The organism is Enterobacter cloacae complex sp. 385G4, from assembly GCF_057320665.1.
In genome coordinates, this window is sequence record NZ_JBXWDD010000011.1 from 25,509 (window position 1) to 42,861 (window position 17,353).

Below are 17,353 nucleotides of genomic sequence, written 5' to 3' on the forward strand. Positions count from 1 at the left end.
ATCAGTGTGATTTTTTCAGCCCGGCAGATGCGCGAACCTGTTCAAGAATGGCCGTCCAGTCTTCGCGCCCGCGCCCGGCGGCGCGAGCCTGGTTATAAACTTCGCGGGACGCCGCGCCCAGCGGCATCGGAACGTGGAGCTGGTTAGCCACGTCCAGGGCGATCCCCAGATCTTTATGCGCAACGTCGATCATGAAGGCGGGTGAAAGATCGCCTTTCAGCACCTTGTTCGGCCATGAGGTGGTGAAGTGGCCTTTACCCGCAGGCGTACCGCTCATAACCTTCAGCGCCACGTCAAAGGAGAGGCCAAGCGCTTCACACAGCACGGCCGCCTCGGCGGAAAGCGCGTTCAGGGCGATGCTCATGTAGTTATTGATGAGCTTCACGCGGATGCCCATGCCCGGCCCGCCGGCGTTAATCAGCTCACTGCCCATCGCCATTAAGACGGGGGTGGCGCGTTCCACCTGCTGCGCGGTGCCGCCCGCCAGCAGAAGCAGCGTGCCGGCGATGGCATGGTCAGACGTGCGTCCCACGGGCACGTCCATCAGGCTGAAGCCGCGCTCTGCCATGTCGCGGATCAGCGCGTCGGTTTGCAGCGGGTGAATGGTGGACATATCAATCACCAGCGCGTCGCGGGATAACCCTTCGCACACGCCGTGCTCGCCGAACAGGACGCTGCGCACCAGGTCGCCGTTTGGCAGCATGGTAATGACGAATTCGGCGTCCGTTGCGGCCTGAGCGGGCGTAGCCGCCGCCCGTGCGCCGCTCTCTACCAGCGCCTGAACCGCCTGCGGGTTCACGTCAAACACGTTAAGCTGGTGGCCTTGCTTTAACAGATTCTTCGCCATTGGCGCGCCCATCTGCCCTAAACCGATAAATGCGATTGCTGACATGCCTCTCTCCTGTCACATCGTGTCAATTTCTGCGCGTTTGCGTTGTCTGTTTTTGATCGTATTTGTAATTTATAGTCAAAAAATTGACACGGGTCACTTTTTAAACATTTGGTGAAATTAAAATGAAGGCATCAGAAATCGCAGAAGGAATCACCATGACTCGCATCGTTTGTGTCGGCATTACCGTGCTGGATCGCATCTGGTATCTCGATGATTTACCAAAGGAAGGTGGGAAATATGTCGCAAAGGACTATACGGAAGTGGGGGGCGGCCCGGCGGCAACTGCGGCTGTGGCGGCGGCGAAACTGGGCGCGGAAGTGGATTTTATTGGCCGGGTGGGGGACGACGATACCGGCAGACGGCTGCTGGCGGAGCTGGAATCCCTGGGGGTGAACACTCGCTATACACGCGTGTTTAAAGGTGCCCGATCGTCACAATCCGCGGTGCTGGTGGACGCAGGCGGAGAACGAGTGATTGCCAACTACCCCAGCCCCGATCTGCCCGCCGAGGCAGACTGGCTGCATGAAATCGACTTCTCGCAATGGGATATCGTGTTAGCAGACGTGCGCTGGCATGACGGGGCAAAACAGGCGTTTACCCTGGCCCGTCAGCAGGGCGTTCCTACTTTGCTTGATGCCGACGTTACCCCGCAGGACATCGCGGAGCTGATAGCCTTAAGCGACCACGCGGCCTTCTCCGCGCCGGGCCTGCGGCGACTAACTCAGTTGGATAAAGCAGAAGATGCCCTTAAAAAAGCACAAACGCTCACAAATGGACATGTGTATGTCACTCAGGGGCGAGATGGCTGCTACTGGCTGGAAAACGGCGCCTTGTGTCATCAATCCGGCTTTGAGGTGAAGGTGGTGGATACCACCGGCGCGGGCGACGTTTTCCACGGCGCGCTGGCGTTCAGCCTGGGGCAGCAATCCACCGCCGTAGATGCCGTGCGTTTTGCCAGCGCCGTCGCAGCCCTGAAATGCACAAAGCCCGGCGGGCGCGCGGGTATACCCGACTGTGATCAAACCCGCTCTTTTTTGTCACTTTTTGTATAAAATGCGGAGCGTGATGGTTTTCAGAGGACAGCCCATGAGCCTTACCGAACTGACCGGCAACCCGCGTCACGATCAGCTGCTGACGCTGATTGCCGATCGCGGCTATATGAACATTGATGAACTGGCGCAGCTGCTGGACGTGTCGACGCAAACGGTGCGCCGGGATATCCGTAAGCTCAGCGAGCAGGGGCTGATCACGCGTCATCACGGCGGCGCGGGCAGGGCATCCAGCGTGGTGAACACGGCGTTCGAACAGCGCGAAGTGTCGCTTACCGAAGAGAAGCGGGCGATTGCGGAGGCGATTGCGGACTATATTCCCGACGGCTCAACTATTTTTATTACGATCGGCACGACCGTAGAGCACGTTGCCCGGGCGCTGCTTAACCATAATCATCTGCGCATCATCACCAACAGCCTGCGGGTGGCGCATATTTTGTATAAGAACCCGCGCTTTGAAGTGATGGTGCCCGGCGGCACGCTGCGCCCGCACAACGGCGGCATTATCGGGCCTGCGGCGACGGCGTTTGTGTCTGGTTTTCGGGCGGACTATCTCGTGACCAGCGTCGGGGCGATTGAGCACGACGGCGCGATGATGGAGTTTGACGTGAATGAAGCCAGCGTGGTGAAAACCATGATGGCCCACTCTCGCCACATTTTGCTGGCGGCCGATCATACGAAATACCACGCCTCCGCGGCGGTTGAAATCGGCAACGTGGCGCAGGCAACGGCGCTGTTCACCGACGAACTGCCCGGCTCGGCGCTGCAAAACCACCTTAAATCCAGCAAGGTTGAGGTTGTTGAAGTCAATTCCGGAGAAGAGCAGCAGGCTGGCTGACCTTCTGATGGCCCGATATGCCTATTCGGGCCTTTCCTTTCTCTAAGCTGAATCTGGCGCATAGCTAAAGTTACTCTTTCCCGCTACAGTTACTTTTCCACGGCGAAAGGAGATAAACATGCTTTATATCTTTGACTTAGGAAATGTAATCGTCGATATCGATTTTAACCGGGTGCTGGGCGCATGGAGCGATTTTAGCCGTGTTCCGCTGGCGACGTTAAAGCAGAATTTCGCGATGGGCGACACTTTCCATCTGCACGAGCGCGGTGAGATCAGCGATGAAACGTTCGCAGAGCGTTTCTGCCAGGAAATGGGTCTCTCGTTAAGCTATGAGCAGTTTTCCCACGGCTGGCAGGCCATATTTGTCGCGATCCGCCCCGAAGTGATCGACATCATGCATAAACTGCGCGAGCAGGGGCATCGCGTGGTGGTGCTGTCGAATACCAACCGCCTGCATACCACCTTCTGGCCGGATGAATACCCGGAGATCCACGCGGCAGCAGATAAAATTTATCTCTCCCAGGAGATGGGCATGCGCAAGCCTGAAGCGCGTATTTATCAGGCGGTTCTGCAGGAAGAAGGATTCTCCGCGGCCGATGCGGTCTTTTTCGACGACAACGCCGATAATATAGAGGGAGCTAACCAGTTAGGTATCACGTCAATTCTGGTGACCGGAAAAGAGACGATACCGAACTATTTTGCGAAGCAGTTATGCTAAAAACCGTTCATCAAAAAGCCACGCACCATACTCGGCCGCTCCGGGCATGGCTGAAGCTGCTCTGGCACCGCATTGATGAGGACAACATGACGACGCTGGCGGGGAATCTCGCCTATGTGTCGTTGCTCTCATTGGTGCCGCTGGTTGCGGTCATCTTTGCCCTGTTTTCCGCGTTTCCGATGTTTGCAGATGTCAGCTTGCAGCTTCGTCATTTTGTTTTTGCAAACTTCATTCCGGCCACCGGCGACGTTATTCAGAACTATATTGAGCAGTTTGTCGCCAACTCCAGCAAGATGACGGCGGTGGGCGCCTGCGGCCTCATCGTCACGGCGCTGCTTTTGATGTATTCCATCGACAGTGCTCTCAACACCATCTGGCGAAGCAAAAAAATCCGTCCTAAGGTATACTCCTTTGCCGTGTACTGGATGATTTTGACCCTCGGTCCGCTGCTGGCGGGGGCGAGCCTGGCGATAAGTTCCTATCTTCTTTCTCTGCGCTGGGCGAGTGACTTAAACAGCGTGATTGATAACGTTCTGCGCATTTTCCCGCTCATTTTATCGTGGCTCTCATTCTGGCTGCTTTACAGCGTGGTGCCGACGACGCGCGTACCTAACCGTGATGCCATCGTGGGGGCGCTGGTCGCAGCCGTCCTCTTCGAGCTGGGCAAGAAAGGATTCGCGCTTTACATCACCATGTTCCCGTCTTATCAGCTGATTTACGGCGTGCTGGCGGTGATCCCCATTTTGTTTGTCTGGGTCTACTGGACCTGGTGTATCGTCTTGCTTGGTGCCGAAATAACTGTCACTCTCGGAATATACCGAGAACTTAAAAAAGCAGCAGAAGCTGAAAAACAACAAGAAGCAGACCAACCATGATTGCATTGATACAGCGCGTAACCCGTGCCAGCGTCACCGTGGAGGGAGAGGTGACGGGTGAAATTGGCCCAGGACTTTTGGTGTTGTTAGGTGTCGAAAAGGATGATGACCAACAAAAAGCGAACCGCTTATGCGAGCGCGTGCTGGGCTATCGCATATTCAGCGATGCGGAAGGCAAGATGAATCTGAACGTCCAGCAGGCGGGCGGCAGCGTGCTGGTGGTTTCCCAGTTTACGCTGGCAGCGGATACCGAGCGCGGCATGCGCCCGAGTTTCTCTAAAGGCGCCGCGCCGGATCGTGCAGAAGCACTTTACGAATACTTTGTTGAGCGTTGTCGCCAACAGGAAATGAATACGCAAACCGGACGATTCGCTGCAGATATGCAGGTCTCGCTGGTGAACGATGGCCCCGTCACATTCTGGCTTCAGGTATGAGCCAACTGGCGGCGTGGCCGCGGGTAACAAGAGAGAGTACAGCTATGTATCACCTTCGAGTACCGCAAACGGAAGAAGAGTTAGAAGCGTATTACCAGTTCCGCTGGGAAATGCTGCGCAAGCCACTGCATCAGCCAAAAGGATCTGAACGCGACGCCTGGGATGCGATGGCCCATCATCAGATGGTGATGGACGAAGAGGGCAACCTCGTCGCCGTCGGGCGACTGTATATCAACGCTGATAACGAAGCGTCGATTCGTTTTATGGCGGTTCACCCTTCCGTGCAGGATAAAGGGCTGGGGACGCTAATGGCGATGACGCTGGAGTCCGTCGCCCGTCAGGAAGGCGTTAAGCGCGTCACCTGTAGCGCCCGGGAAGATGCCGTGGAATTTTTTGCCAAACTCGGTTTTGTTAACCAGGGTGAAATCACCGCTCCGCAAACCACGCCGATTCGCCACTTTTTGATGATCAAACCCATCGCCACGCTGGACGATATTCTTCATCGCGCGGACTGGTGCGGGCAGCTGCAGCAGGCCTGGTATGAACACATCCCTCTGAGTGAAAAGATGGGCGTGCGCATTCAGCAGTACACCGGGCAAAAATTCATTACCACCATGCCGGAAACCGGCAATCAGAACCCCCACCACACCCTGTTTGCCGGCAGCCTGTTTTCCCTGGCGACGCTCACCGGCTGGGGGCTGATCTGGCTAATGCTGCGCGAGCGGCATCTTGGCGGCACCATTATTCTGGCCGATGCCCACATTCGCTACAGCGCGCCGATCAGCGGCAAGCCGAGCGCGGTGGCTGACCTGGGCGCGCTGGGCGGCGATCTTGATCGTCTGGCACGTGGCCGCAAAGCGCGCGTGCAGATGCAGGTTGAGTTGTTCGGCGATGAAACGCCGGGCGCGGTGTTTGAAGGAACCTATATCGTTCTTCCTGCGAAGCCGTATGGCGCTTATGAAGAGGGTGGGAACGAGGAGGAGTAGTCTCTTCCGTTTTTATCGCCGGGCGGCACTGATCCGCCAGGCGATATCCCGCATCACGTCCCTCGCCGACTGACTCACGCCGCCAAGCTGAAAGAAACCGTGTATCACACCCAGCCACCGTTGGGCCGTGCACGTCACCCCCTGCTCTGAAAGATGCCGATACAGCATCTCGCCCTCATCACAGAGCGGATCATACTCAGCGGTAACAATATGCACTGGCGGAAGTCCGCAAAAATCATCCCGCCACAGTGGGCTGGCTTCTGGATGTTGGCGATCGGTGCTGGCCAGATACATTTCATACCCGCTGAGCAGGGTGTCGCGAGTGATGACATAATCCGCGCCGTTGAGAATATAGCTTTCAAAACTAGCCGTCGCGTCGAGCATTGGGTAGATCAGGATCAGCTGTGCTGGTTGCCAGACACCTTTCGCTTTGAGCCGCAGCGACGTCACCAGCGCCAGATGTGCCCCTGCACTGTCTCCGCAAAGGGTTATCCGGTTTCTGTTAACCCCAAGCCTGTCGGCATACTGCCAAACTAAATCTGCCCCTCTTTCAGCGTCGTCATGTGCGGCGGGGAAAAGATGTTCTGGCGCAAGCCGGTACTGCACCGCAACGATACGGCAGTTGCCTTTAAACGCCAGCTGGCGAAGCTGATTATCATGCGTTTCAAACCCACCGCTGACAAAACAACCGCCGTGATAGTAGATGGCTGCAGGTAAGGTTTCGGGTGCATTGAGAGGTGAAAACACCCGAAAGGTCATCTCCTCAAGAACGAGCGTTTCAACAAGGACGCGATTTTCAGTCTCACCGGCAAGTTCTGTGCTCGCAATGTACCCGGCTCTGCGGTCATCAATACTTTGCTTTCGCGGGGAGGGCCGTCCTGCCGCAATAAAATCCTGAACAAGCTTTTTAATACCCTTTTCCAGCGCCATGGCTACGTCCTTACACTGTGTTTATATACAGCTTTATAGCCTGGTTTACGGCAGATGAAAACAGAGAAATTTGCGGGTGTGAACATTCTGGAAAGCGGCTCGCAAAACCTGCAACTCCCTTGGCTATGCCCTTTAACTCTGTTTTTAATGTGGATATATTGCCTGAAAATTAACCGCAGATGATATACTAAGGTGATATATGAGTCTTTTGGCGGACCTTGATATGGGCAGAATACTGATCGATTTGTCTGATGACGTGATTCAACGACTGGATAACCTGAAGCAGTTACGCAACCGGCCCCGTGCCGAATTGCTGCGGGAAGCCATTGAGCAATATCTTGACCAACAGAGTTCATCGGTTATCCGCGATGCGCTTGGCCTGTGGGGAAACCAGCAGGAAGATGGGCTTGAGTATGAACGCAAGCTGCGTGAGGAGTGGTAATCATGGAGCACATGGCAGTGTTTGATACCAATATTCTCATTGATCTCTTCAACAACCGTGTTGAAGCTGCGGATGCGATTGAGCATACCGCGTCGCATCGTGCCATCAGCTTAATTACCTGGATGGAAGTGATGGTGGGCGCTCGCAGGCATGGTCATGAAGCGAAAACGGCAGCCGTGATGGGCGCTTTTGAAATTATTGATGTGTCTCGGGATATCGCGGAAAGAAGCGTTTTACTACGTGAGAAGCATGGAATGAAACTGCCTGATGCTATCATCCTGGCTACAGCGCAGAGCAGAAAATGTCCGTTGATTTCCCGCAACACGAAAGATTTTGCGGGTATTGACGAGGTCCTTACGCCTTACCAGGTGTAGGCCGGGCAAGCTCGCGCCGCCCGGCACTCTCACAGGAGATTACTCCCCTTCACCCGGGAACAGGAACGGGTTGATCGAGCTGCGGGCAAAGCCCTCTTGCTCCATCTTCGCATCCAGAATCAGCGAGGCGAGATCGTCGGCCACCGCTTCGACTTTCGGGTCTTTTTCCTGATACAGGATCTTCAGGTAGGTTCCGCAGTCGCCGCAGCTTTCGGCTTTCACCGCCGCGTCTTCATTTTCCAGCGACCAGTAGTTGAGATCGCGGGTCTGCTCGCAGTTGCTGCACTTGATGCGCACCACGTGCCACTCGGTTTCACACAGGTTGCAGTGCAGGTAGCGCAGCCCCTGCGTGGTCCCAATCTGCACCATGCTGGAGACCGGCATTGAGCCGCACACCGGGCAGAACTGGCGCGCTTCGCCGTATTCGGCCCGGGCTTTGCCCGGGATCAGGCTCGCCATTTGCGCCCAGTAGAGCGACAGCGCGGCCCAGATAAACGGCGCTTTATCGCTGCTGACCAGCGAGAAGTCGGAGGCAAACAGCGCGCTCGCCATCTCTTCCAGCTCCAGGTCAGAGGCTTTTTCCAGGTTCTCAATGACAGCCAGCGCCGTGCCGCTCATTTCCGGCTTCAGCTCGGCAATCAGCGAATGCAGCAGCTTATGCCAGTGCTTGTCGCGCGGCAGGACGTGAATATCCAGCGGCGGCTTGCCCTGCTCGTTAGCTTCCTTGATGCGCGCGGTCAGGTTCATTTGCAGCGGGTGATCGTACAGTACCACCTCCTGCGCATGGGCGACCAGCGCGGCAAAACGCAGAAAATCGCCCAGCGGGTTGTTCTCTGCCAGCTCGCGCAGACGCTCTGCGCGGCGGTTGTAGAGGTTCTTGAGTCTGGGGAATAACAACGGCGGAATATACTCCGCCGTACGTTTCTCGCTCGACCCCAGCTCATCTTGCGGGATTATGCGAATACTCATTCAGATGACTTTTCCTGTTTCTGGCGGACTTCACGGTACCAGCGCGGGTGATGTTTTTTCGCCCACGTTTTGGTTACCCATCCTTCCACCATCGCGGTAATGGTGCCTTTCACCCAGAGGGCGGCGTAAATATGCACCATGATAACCACAATTAACGCCACTGCGGCAAATGAATGCAGCATTAGCGCAAATCGGATCACCGGGATTGAGAAAGCAGGCGCAAAGTACGGACGCCAGATGATCACGCCGCTCACCAGCAACAGGACCAGGAAGATAATCGCCGCCCAGAATACGCATTTCTGGCCGAAGTTATAACGCCCGGTATCACCTACTTCCTCGTTGACGACGATCTTACGAATATTCTTCGCCCAAAAGATATCATCCCGATTGATTAGGTTATGGTGCCAGTAGCGGAAAAACATGATGATAAACGAGGCAAACATCACCACCCCCACGAACGGGTGAAGGATGCGCGCCAGCTGCGGCGTGCCCAGGATCTGCATCAGCCAGTTGAAGGAGGGGAAGAAGAACCCCAGCCCGCTTATCGCCGCCAGCATGAAGCAGAAGGCGGTGACCCAGTGGTTGATGCGTTCCGGCGCGGTGTAGCGCACGATGGTGTCACGTTTTCTCATTTGCGCACCTCGTCTTTCTCTTCATGCAGGTTGTCGTCTTCCTCTTCCGCACGGTTCGGACCGACGCCGACGTAGTGGAAGATGCTCGCTGCGAAGGTGGCAGCAAAGCCCACCGCGGCCAGCGGTTTCCAGATGCCTTTCCAGAACTTCACGGTGGCGCTGATTTCGGGGTTCTCCGGCAGGCCGTGATACAGGTTCGGCTTGTCGGCGTGGTGCAGCACATACATCACGTGCGTACCGCCAACCCCGGCCGGATCGTACAGGCCCGCGTTGTCGTAACCACGGGTTTTCAGCTCGCCCACGCGCTCTGCCGCCAGCGTTTTCATATCCTCTTTGGAGCCAAAGTGAATAGCGCCGGTTGGGCAGGTCTTCACGCATGCAGGCTCCTGGCCTACGTTAACGCGGTCAACGCACAGGGTACATTTGTAGACGCGGTTGTCTTCCGGGTTCATGCGCGGCACGTCGAACGGACAGCCCGCGATGCAGTAGCCGCAGCCAATGCACTGCTCGGACTGGAAGTCGACGATGCCGTTGGCATACTGAATGATAGCCCCTTCTGACGGACACGCCTTCAGGCAGCCCGGATCCGCGCAGTGCATACAGCCGTCTTTGCGGATAAGCCATTCCAGTTTGTCGTTCTGCTCCACTTCCGAGAAACGCATTACCGTCCAGGACTTGGCGGTCAGGTCTGCCGGGTTGTCGTACACCCCGACGTTGTGACCCACTTCGTCACGGATGTCGTTCCACTCAGAGCAGGCCACCTGACAGGCTTTACAGCCGATACAGGTGGTCACGTCGATCAGCTTCGCCACTTCCTGCTGGTGGTCCCGCGCCTGAGGCGCGGGCGTGAAACCATTAGTCGCGGAACGACGGATAATGTCTTGAGATTGATAAGCCATAAGTCGTCTCCGTTACACCTTTTCCACGTTCACGAGGAAGGCCTTAAACTCCGGCGTCTGCGTGTTCGCATCGCCGACGAACGGCGTCAGGGTGTTCGCAATGAACCCTTTCTTCGCCACGCCCTCATAACCCCAGTGAATTGGGATGCCGATGGTATCCACCTGCTGACCGTGAACGTTCAGCGTGCGAATACGCTTGGTCACCACCGCCTTGGCCTTGATGTAGCCGCGGTTAGAGGAGACCTTCACGGTATCGCCATGGGCAATGCCGAGCTTGTTCGCCAGCTTCTCGCCGATCTCCACAAACTGTTCCGGCTGCGCGATGGCGTTAAGCAGCGCGTGCTTGGTCCAGTAGTGGAAGTGTTCGGTCAGACGGTAAGTGGTGCCCACGTACGGGAACTTGTCTTTTTTACCCAGCGCTTCAAAGTCGCCCTTGAAGATACGCGCTGCCGGGTTAGAGACCACGTTCGGGTGCAGCGGGTTGGTGCCCAGCGGTGTCTCAAACGGCTCGTAGTGTTCCGGGAACGGCCCTTCCGCCATCTTGTCGATAGCAAACAGACGGCCCATCCCTTCAGGCTGCATGATAAACGGCCCGACGTCGCTGCCTGGTGCGGCAGTGCTGTAGTCCGGAATATCCACGCCGCCCCATTTCGCGCCGTCCCACTTCAGAAGCTGACGCTTCGGATCCCACGGGTTGCCCTGCGGGTCAGCGGAGGCACGGTTATAGAGGATGCGGCGGTTGAGCGGCCATGCCCATGCCCAGCCCAGCGTATTGCCGAGGCCCGACGGGTCGGCGTTGTCGCGGTTGGCCATCTGGTTGCCTTTCGGCGTCCAGCTACCGGCAAAGATCCAGCAGCCGCTGGAGGTGGTACCGTCATCGCGCAGGTGGGCGAAGGTGCTGAGCTGGTCGCCTTTCTTCGCCAGAACCGCGCCGGTGACCGGGTCGATAACGTCCGCCAACGCCTTACCGTTGCTCTCCATGGCCACTTCTTCCGGCGCAGGATTTTCCGGCGTCGAGTAGTTCCAGGTCATGTTCAGCACCGGCTCAGGGTTCGCGCCGCCTTCTGCCGCATACATCTTACGCAGGCGTAAGAAGATACCGGCCAGGATCTCGCCGTCGTTCATGGCGATGCCCGGGGCATCCGCGCCTTTCCAGTGCCACTGCAGCCAGCGGCCGGAGTTGACGATAGAACCGTTCTCTTCCGCGAAGCAGGTAGACGGCAGGCGGAACACTTCGGTCTGAATCTTCGACGGATCGACGTCGTTCGACTCGCCGTGGTTCTGCCAGAAGGTCGAGGTCTCGGTGTTGAGCGGGTCAATCGTCACCAGGAACTTCAGCTTCGAGAGGGATTCAACAACCTTGTTCTTGTTCGGGAACGACGCCACCGGGTTAAAGCCCTGGCAGATATAGCCGTTGACCTGGCCCTGGTGCATCATTTCGAAGTACTGGAGAACGTCGTAACCTTTGTCCCACTTCGGCAGCCAGTCAAAGCCCCAGCTGTTTTCCGCCGTCGCTTTGTCGCCGTAGAAGGCTTTCATCAGCGAGACGAAGAACTTCGGATAGTTGCCCCAGTAGTTCACCTGGCCTTCGAGCAGCGGTTTTGGCGTGCTGGCCGTCAGGTAGGTATGCAGGTCAGTCTGTTTCTCGCTCGGCAGGTTCATGTAACCCGTCAGGCTCTGCGACAGCAGGCCGAGGTCGGTCAGACCCTGGATATTAGAGTGACCGCGCAGGGCGTTCACGCCGCCGCCTGCCATCCCCATGTTGCCGAGCAGCAGCTGCACCATTGCCATGGTACGGATGTTCTGCGCGCCGATGGAGTGCTGCGTCCAGCCGAGTGCATACAGGAACGACGCGGTTTTGTCCTTCGCGCTGGTCTCCGCGATCAGCTCGCAGACCTTCAGGAAGTCTGCTTTCGGCGTGCCGCAAATGTTCTCGACAACGTCCGGCGTGTAGCGGGAAACGTGCTCTTTCAGCAGGTTCCATACGCAGCGCGGGTGTTGAAGAGTGGTGTCGCGCTTCGCAAAGCCTTTCTCATCCAGCTCGTAGTTCCAGCTGGTTTTGTCGTACTTGCGTTTTTCCGCGTCATAACCGCTGAACAGGCCATCTTCGAAGTGGTAATCCTCACGCACGATCAGGCTGGCGTTGGTATAGGCTTCGGTGTACTCGCGGTTATATTTTTCGTTGGTCATCAGGTACAGCAGTACGCCTGACAGGAAAGTGATGTCAGTACCTGAACGAATAGGGGTGTAGAAATCCGCCACTGACGCAGTACGCGTAAAGCGGGGATCGATCACAATCAGTTTCGCACCGTTGTGGATTTTGGCTTCCATCGCCCAGCGGAACCCGACAGGGTGCGCTTCAGCGGCGTTACCGCCCATCACCACAATGAGGTTGGCGTTCTTGATGTCGACCCAGTGGTTGGTCATCGCACCGCGACCAAATGTTGGAGCAAGACTTGCTACCGTTGGTCCGTGTCAGACACGCGCCTGGTTGTCGACCGCGAGCATACCGAGTGCGCGCGTGAATTTCTGGGTTAAATAGCCGGTTTCGTTGCTGGAGGCAGAAGCACACAGCATCCCGGTGGAGAGCCAGCGGTTGACCGTAACGCCGTCGGCGTTCTTCTCAATAAAGTTGGCATCGCGGTCTTCTTTAATATGTTTTGCGATGCGGTCAAACGCCTCTTCCCAGCTGATTTGCTGCCATTTATCGGAGCCAGGTGCGCGATATTCCGGGAATTTCAGACGGCTTTCGGAGTGGATAAAGTCCACCAGACCGGCCCCCTTCGGGCACAGCGCGCCGCGGTTGACCGGATGGTCCGGGTCGCCTTCGATATGGAAAATAGACGCTTTGGCGTTTTTCGCACCGTCGCCGAGGCTATACATCAACAGCCCACAGCCGACGGAGCAGTACGTACAGGTGTTACGGGTTTCGCGGGTGCGCAGCAGTTTGTACTGCCGCGTTTCCGCCAGCGCTACGCCGGGCGCAAAGCCCAGTGCCGCCGCCGTGGTGCCTGCCATACCGCCAGCGCAGATCTTAAAGAACTGCCTTCTGCTGACCTGCATGGGTCACTCCTTGTTCGACATTGCTTATATATGTAGTTTTAACTTCGCGGTTGAGAATTGACCGCAAAGGAGAAAAATTTGCGTTAATCCCTCATTTCTCCGAGGGATATCATCAGAATACCACAATGTCGGTATACCTGTTCCAACGGCGTTAATACAAAGTGAACGTATTATCACTGTGTTGATTATAAAGTGTGACACTGATCACACTATAAGCTCTGCATGTTAAAGGGGTGTAGCGGGGGCCGGGTTGCACCTCTTCTTAATGAGTAGGACAATGAGTGTCGAAAAGTTGATCCATACTATGCGTAAGGCCTGCGGTTTATGCTGCAATAGCAGGCCTACTTCCGTGGTTGTTCAGGAATACCGCTGTGTCTAAACAAAACCGTGCTACCCGCTCATCGCCACTGCCTGCAGGCATTGTGGAAATGTCGGTACGCAGACCGCCCCACATTACCCATGCCACACCCGATTTTCTGGCGGAAGAGGTGCCCGTTGCGCTCGTTTACAACGGTATTTCGCACGTGGTGATGATGGCCTCACCTAAAGATCTCGAACTGTTCGCCATCGGTTTTTCCCTTTCGGAAGGCATCATTGCGCACCCGCAGGAGATCTACGGCATGGACGTGGTTCAGGCGTGTAACGGTCTTGAAGTGCAAATCGAGCTCTCCAGCCGCCGCTTTATGGGGTTAAAAGAGCGTCGACGCGCGCTGGCCGGACGCACCGGCTGCGGCGTGTGTGGGGTTGAGCAGCTCAACGATATCGGCAAGCCCGTTACGCCACTGCCGTTTACTCAGACGTTTAATCTCGCCAACCTCGATAAAGCACTGGAACACCTCAACGATGTACAGCCCATCGGCCAACTGAGCGGCTGCACGCACGCGGCGGCGTGGGTATTGCCGTCAGGAGATATTGCTGGAGGGCATGAGGACGTGGGCCGCCACGTCGCGCTCGACAAGCTATTAGGCCGTCGTGCGGGGGAAAGCGATCTCTGGCAGCAGGGCGCGGCGCTTGTTTCCAGCCGCGCCAGCTATGAGATGGTGCAGAAGTCCGCGATGTGCGGCGTGGAGATTCTGTTTGCGGTGTCGGCGGCAACCACGCTGGCGGTGGAGGTGGCGGAGCGCTGCAATCTGACGCTGGTGGGGTTCTGCAAGCCGGGCAGGGCGACGATTTATACCCATCCGCAGCGGTTAATGGTTGATCAGTAATTTTGAACGATAATAGCAAATCCTTCCGCTTTTAGTTGTTAAGTATGAGGGCTAGTATTTATCTCATCAAGGCACGGTGCCTTACCTAAACAACTTAATGAAAGGGTTTATATCATGAAAAGCATCAAAACTTTTGTCGCTGTAATCGCTCTGGCTGCTTCTTTCGGTTCTTTCGCTGCACAAACAGTGACCGCCTCTGCCTCCACCATTGATAGCGCAGAAGCGAAAATCGCGGCTCAGGCTCAGGAAGCGGGCGCGTCATCCTACAAAATTACCCAGGCGTTCACCGGTAACCGCGTACACATGACCGCTGAACTGAACAAATAATTTCGCTATACCGTCGAAAGAGCGCCCCTGGGGCGCTTTTTTAGTTTATACCCGCCAGACGCAGCAGCGCCGTCACCACCGCCGCCGCGACGATCACCACAATTAACGGCATTTTTCGCCATGCCAGGAACACCGCGAACCCCACGCCCAGCACGCGCGCCATGCCCGCAAAATGTTCCCCTTCATAAAACGTGGTCGCCAGCGCGACGGAGAACAGCAAAACGGTAGCCGCATCGGAAAGCAGCGCCTGCGAACGTTCAGAAAGCGCCAGCCGGTTGCCCAGCTTTGCCCCGCCGAGACGCATCAGGTAGGTTCCGGCAGAAAGAATGGCGATGCCGAGAATAAAAAACGTCATGTTTCCCATTATTTTTTCCTCGCAGCGAGACCGAGTAACGAAAGCAGAACCGGTAAACCCACCGGGGCAAACGGCACGGCAGCCAGTGATAGCGCGGCACCGCTGCAGGCGCGGATCAGCGTGGTACGGTTTTTAAACGCGGGTACCACTAACGCCAGCAGGATCGCCGGAAACACCGCGTCCAGCCCGATGGTCTCCGGGTCCGGCAGCAGTTTACCGACCATGGCACCCAGCAGCGCCCCCACCGGCCAGATAATCGCCACACCTAAACCGCACAGCCAGTAGGCCGCTTTACGCTGCTCGGGCGTTTTTTGCGACAGGCCAAAGACCACGCTTTCATCGTTCATGATGTGACAGCCGAGATAGCTCAAACCTCGTTTGCCCACCAGTTCACGCACCGTCACGCCAAACGGCACATGGCGCGCGTTGACCAGCAAACCGGCGGCCGCTGCCGCCAGCGGGTTACCTCCGCTTGCCACAATGCCGATAAACATAAACTCGGATGCGCCCGCCAGCACCGTGAGGGACAGCACAAACGGCACCCACAGCGGAAAACCGTAGGCCATCGCCAGGGAGCCGTAAGACATGCCGACCACGCCTACCGCGAGGCAGACCAAAATTATCGCTTTTATCGTGTCGCCTTTCAGGCAAGAGAGGGGATTCTTCATATCATTTTAGCCATATCGAACGTATTTCCATTATAATGAACGCATCAAAATCGTTTTACAAGATGAACGAATCGTTCGTTATAGAGAGAAAGAGGCCGTTTTTATGACGCAGCCAATCAGCGTGATCGCCAAAAGCCTGGTGCGGGAACGCCTGCGAACCGGGCTGTCACTGGCGGAAATTGCCCGCCGTGCCGGGATCGCCAAATCTACGCTTTCTCAACTGGAGTCTGGCAACGGCAATCCTAGCCTGGAAACGCTCTGGTCGCTTTGCGTGGCGCTGGATATCCCGTTTGCCCGGTTACTGGAGCCGCAGCAGCCCGTCACGCAGGTGATCCGCCGCGGCGAGGGCACCAAGGTGGTTGCCGGGCAGGCCAATTACGAGGCGATTTTGCTGGCGGCGTGTCCGCCGGGGGCGCGTCGTGATATCTATCTGCTGCTGACGCAGCCGGGCGCAGACCGTATTTCCCAGCCGCATCCGCCGGGGTCGGTTGAGCATATTATCGTGACCCAGGGGCGGGCGATGGTCGGCCTGATCGATGCGGCGGAAGAACTCGGCCCGGGCGATTACATTTGCTACCCTGCCGATCAGCCGCATATCTTTAAGGCGCTGGAGCCAGACACCCACGCCCTTCTGGTGGCGGAACAAAATTAACGAAGATACGAAAATCATGTCGCTCAAAGCCATTGCTAAAGAACTGGGGCTGTCCGTCACTACCGTCAGCCGCGCCCTCAACGGGTATGACGATGTTTCTGCTGAGACACGCGCCCGCGTGGAGGCGGAGGCCCAGCGCCGTGGTTACCGACCTAATACGTTTGCACGCCGCCTGAAGATGGGCAAAATTGATGCCGTCGGTCTCGTTTTTCCCGTGCATCCTGTTCCGCTCAATAACAGCGTTTTTATGGACATGGTCGGCGAAATTAGCCACGAACTGGCGCGACATGAGATCGACCTGCTGCTCATCGCCGACGATGATCTGGCGGATAAGCACAGCTATATGCGCATGGTGCAAAGCCGCCGCGTGGATGCGCTGATTGTGGCCCATACGCTGGATCGCGATCCGCGACTTGAACAGCTGCAGGCCGTCGGATTCCCTTTTCTGGCGCTTGGCCGCAGCCAGCTGCCGCAGCCGTACGCATGGTTCGACTTCGACAACTATGCTGGCACGTACCAGGCCACCCGCTGGCTGATTGAGAAAGGCCATCAGCGCATCGCCCTGCTGGGCGAAAGCAATAATCAGGCATTCATCACCCAGCGGCGACAGGGCTACCTGGACGCGCTGCGGGAAGCCGGGCTCTCCAGCGAATGGCTGCGCGCTATGCCCCCTTCGCGCCGCGTGGGGTATGCCACCACGAAAGAACTTCTCTCCCTGCCACAGCCCCCCACGGCCATCATTACCGACTGCAACACCCACGGCGACGGCGCGGCGATGGCGCTGGCGGAACTGGGCCGCCTGACAGGCGAGAACGCCGTTGCGCTGGTGGTTTATGACGGACTTCCGCAGGACAGCATCGTTGATGCTGACGTGGCGGCAGTGATCCAGTCCACTCGTCAGGGCGTCGGGAAACAGATTGCCGATATGGTGCGCCAGCTGATCAATGGCGAGGCGATCGAGCAGCTCCAGGTGCTCTGGCAGCCTGAATTCTTCCCGGGCCAGACGGCCTAAACTGCGTAAATTTCCAAACCCGATCACAGA

The 17,353-nt window shown here is 56.9% G+C and carries 20 protein-coding genes; 12 read left to right on the forward strand and 8 right to left on the reverse strand.

The window, feature by feature from the left end:
- Window position 1: 1 nt before the first annotated feature.
- The gene (gene yihU, locus AC2FAJ_RS20525) at window positions 2-892 is read right to left on the reverse strand and encodes a sulfolactaldehyde 3-reductase (RefSeq protein WP_485454475.1); all 891 of its coding nucleotides are present in this window, start codon (window positions 890-892) and stop codon (window positions 2-4) included.
- 155 nt (window positions 893-1,047) lie between these two features.
- Here yihU and AC2FAJ_RS20530 point away from each other — a divergent pair, with 155 nt between their 5' ends.
- The 6 genes from AC2FAJ_RS20530 to fabY all read left to right on the forward strand — a co-directional run bounded on the left by AC2FAJ_RS20530 (window position 1,048) and on the right by fabY (window position 5,792).
- The gene (locus tag AC2FAJ_RS20530) at window positions 1,048-1,944 is read left to right on the forward strand and encodes a sugar kinase (protein ID WP_041911770.1); all 897 of its coding nucleotides are present in this window, start codon (window positions 1,048-1,050) and stop codon (window positions 1,942-1,944) included.
- A 34-nt stretch (window positions 1,945-1,978) separates the two neighbouring features.
- Window positions 1,979-2,779 (forward strand): DeoR/GlpR family DNA-binding transcription regulator, encoded by an 801-nt coding sequence (locus tag AC2FAJ_RS20535; RefSeq protein ID WP_000059683.1) that lies wholly within the window; start codon window positions 1,979-1,981, stop codon window positions 2,777-2,779.
- 118 nt (window positions 2,780-2,897) lie between these two features.
- Window positions 2,898-3,497: a glucose-1-phosphatase gene (gene yihX / locus AC2FAJ_RS20540; RefSeq protein WP_041911771.1), complete on the forward strand. Its 600-nt coding sequence runs from the start codon at window positions 2,898-2,900 to the stop codon at window positions 3,495-3,497.
- Complete coding sequence (locus tag AC2FAJ_RS20545; protein WP_010436837.1) at window positions 3,491-4,372, forward strand: virulence factor BrkB family protein; 882 nt, start codon at window positions 3,491-3,493, stop codon at window positions 4,370-4,372. The genes yihX and AC2FAJ_RS20545 overlap by 7 nt, the downstream gene beginning before the upstream one ends.
- Window positions 4,369-4,806, forward strand: coding sequence for a D-aminoacyl-tRNA deacylase (gene dtd, locus AC2FAJ_RS20550; protein ID WP_047362469.1), 438 nt, complete (start codon window positions 4,369-4,371; stop codon window positions 4,804-4,806). The genes AC2FAJ_RS20545 and dtd overlap by 4 nt, the downstream gene beginning before the upstream one ends.
- Before the next feature lie 44 nt (window positions 4,807-4,850).
- Window positions 4,851-5,792 (forward strand): fatty acid biosynthesis protein FabY, encoded by a 942-nt coding sequence (fabY, locus tag AC2FAJ_RS20555; RefSeq protein ID WP_028014875.1) that lies wholly within the window; start codon window positions 4,851-4,853, stop codon window positions 5,790-5,792.
- 12 nt (window positions 5,793-5,804) lie between these two features.
- Here the strand turns inward: fabY and AC2FAJ_RS20560 are convergent, their stop codons facing one another.
- The gene (locus AC2FAJ_RS20560) at window positions 5,805-6,722 is read right to left on the reverse strand and encodes an alpha/beta hydrolase (RefSeq protein WP_485454476.1); all 918 of its coding nucleotides are present in this window, start codon (window positions 6,720-6,722) and stop codon (window positions 5,805-5,807) included.
- 199 nt (window positions 6,723-6,921) lie between these two features.
- Here AC2FAJ_RS20560 and AC2FAJ_RS20565 point away from each other — a divergent pair, with 199 nt between their 5' ends.
- Window positions 6,922-7,164, forward strand: a complete 243-nt coding sequence (locus AC2FAJ_RS20565; RefSeq protein ID WP_010436846.1) for a ribbon-helix-helix protein, CopG family — start codon at window positions 6,922-6,924, stop codon at window positions 7,162-7,164.
- 2 nt (window positions 7,165-7,166) lie between these two features.
- Window positions 7,167-7,538 (forward strand): type II toxin-antitoxin system VapC family toxin, encoded by a 372-nt coding sequence (locus tag AC2FAJ_RS20570; RefSeq protein ID WP_077266491.1) that lies wholly within the window; start codon window positions 7,167-7,169, stop codon window positions 7,536-7,538.
- A 39-nt stretch (window positions 7,539-7,577) separates the two neighbouring features.
- Here the strand turns inward: AC2FAJ_RS20570 and fdhE are convergent, their stop codons facing one another.
- Genes fdhE through fdnG form a run of 4 tightly spaced genes read right to left on the reverse strand, consistent with a single transcriptional unit; the run spans window position 7,578 to window position 13,101 of the window.
- Window positions 7,578-8,507: a formate dehydrogenase accessory protein FdhE gene (gene fdhE / locus AC2FAJ_RS20575; RefSeq protein ID WP_485454477.1), complete on the reverse strand. Its 930-nt coding sequence runs from the start codon at window positions 8,505-8,507 to the stop codon at window positions 7,578-7,580.
- Window positions 8,504-9,139, reverse strand: coding sequence for a formate dehydrogenase cytochrome b556 subunit (gene fdoI, locus AC2FAJ_RS20580; protein ID WP_015569914.1), 636 nt, complete (start codon window positions 9,137-9,139; stop codon window positions 8,504-8,506). Before fdoI ends, fdhE begins: the two co-directional genes overlap by 4 nt.
- Window positions 9,136-10,038 (reverse strand): formate dehydrogenase subunit beta, encoded by a 903-nt coding sequence (fdxH, locus tag AC2FAJ_RS20585; protein ID WP_003861960.1) that lies wholly within the window; start codon window positions 10,036-10,038, stop codon window positions 9,136-9,138. The genes fdoI and fdxH overlap by 4 nt, the downstream gene beginning before the upstream one ends.
- A gap of 12 nt (window positions 10,039-10,050) precedes the next feature.
- Window positions 10,051-13,101 carry a formate dehydrogenase-N subunit alpha gene (gene fdnG, locus AC2FAJ_RS20590; protein ID WP_485454478.1) on the reverse strand — a complete coding sequence of 1,017 codons (3,051 nt, stop codon included), beginning with the start codon at window positions 13,099-13,101 and terminating at the stop codon, window positions 10,051-10,053.
- Window positions 13,102-13,472: 371 nt separating this feature from the next.
- Here fdnG and fdhD point away from each other — a divergent pair, with 371 nt between their 5' ends.
- Window positions 13,473-14,309 (forward strand): formate dehydrogenase accessory sulfurtransferase FdhD, encoded by an 837-nt coding sequence (gene fdhD / locus AC2FAJ_RS20595; RefSeq protein WP_485454479.1) that lies wholly within the window; start codon window positions 13,473-13,475, stop codon window positions 14,307-14,309.
- Between the two features lie 114 nt (window positions 14,310-14,423).
- Window positions 14,424-14,636 carry a YdgH/BhsA/McbA family protein gene (locus tag AC2FAJ_RS20600; protein ID WP_041911778.1) on the forward strand — a complete coding sequence of 71 codons (213 nt, stop codon included), beginning with the start codon at window positions 14,424-14,426 and terminating at the stop codon, window positions 14,634-14,636.
- A 40-nt stretch (window positions 14,637-14,676) separates the two neighbouring features.
- Here the strand turns inward: AC2FAJ_RS20600 and AC2FAJ_RS20605 are convergent, their stop codons facing one another.
- Both AC2FAJ_RS20605 and AC2FAJ_RS20610 read right to left on the reverse strand, forming a co-directional pair.
- Window positions 14,677-15,000, reverse strand: a complete 324-nt coding sequence (locus tag AC2FAJ_RS20605; RefSeq protein WP_028014868.1) for an AzlD domain-containing protein — start codon at window positions 14,998-15,000, stop codon at window positions 14,677-14,679.
- Window positions 15,000-15,659, reverse strand: coding sequence for an AzlC family ABC transporter permease (locus tag AC2FAJ_RS20610; protein ID WP_028014867.1), 660 nt, complete (start codon window positions 15,657-15,659; stop codon window positions 15,000-15,002). Before AC2FAJ_RS20610 ends, AC2FAJ_RS20605 begins: the two co-directional genes overlap by 1 nt.
- A gap of 103 nt (window positions 15,660-15,762) precedes the next feature.
- Here AC2FAJ_RS20610 and AC2FAJ_RS20615 point away from each other — a divergent pair, with 103 nt between their 5' ends.
- On the forward strand, window positions 15,763-16,311 hold the full coding sequence (locus AC2FAJ_RS20615; protein ID WP_003861973.1) for a helix-turn-helix domain-containing protein: 549 nt from the start codon (window positions 15,763-15,765) through the stop codon (window positions 16,309-16,311).
- 16 nt (window positions 16,312-16,327) lie between these two features.
- Window positions 16,328-17,323 carry a LacI family DNA-binding transcriptional regulator gene (locus AC2FAJ_RS20620; protein ID WP_485454480.1) on the forward strand — a complete coding sequence of 332 codons (996 nt, stop codon included), beginning with the start codon at window positions 16,328-16,330 and terminating at the stop codon, window positions 17,321-17,323.
- Window positions 17,324-17,353: the final 30 nt, after the last annotated feature.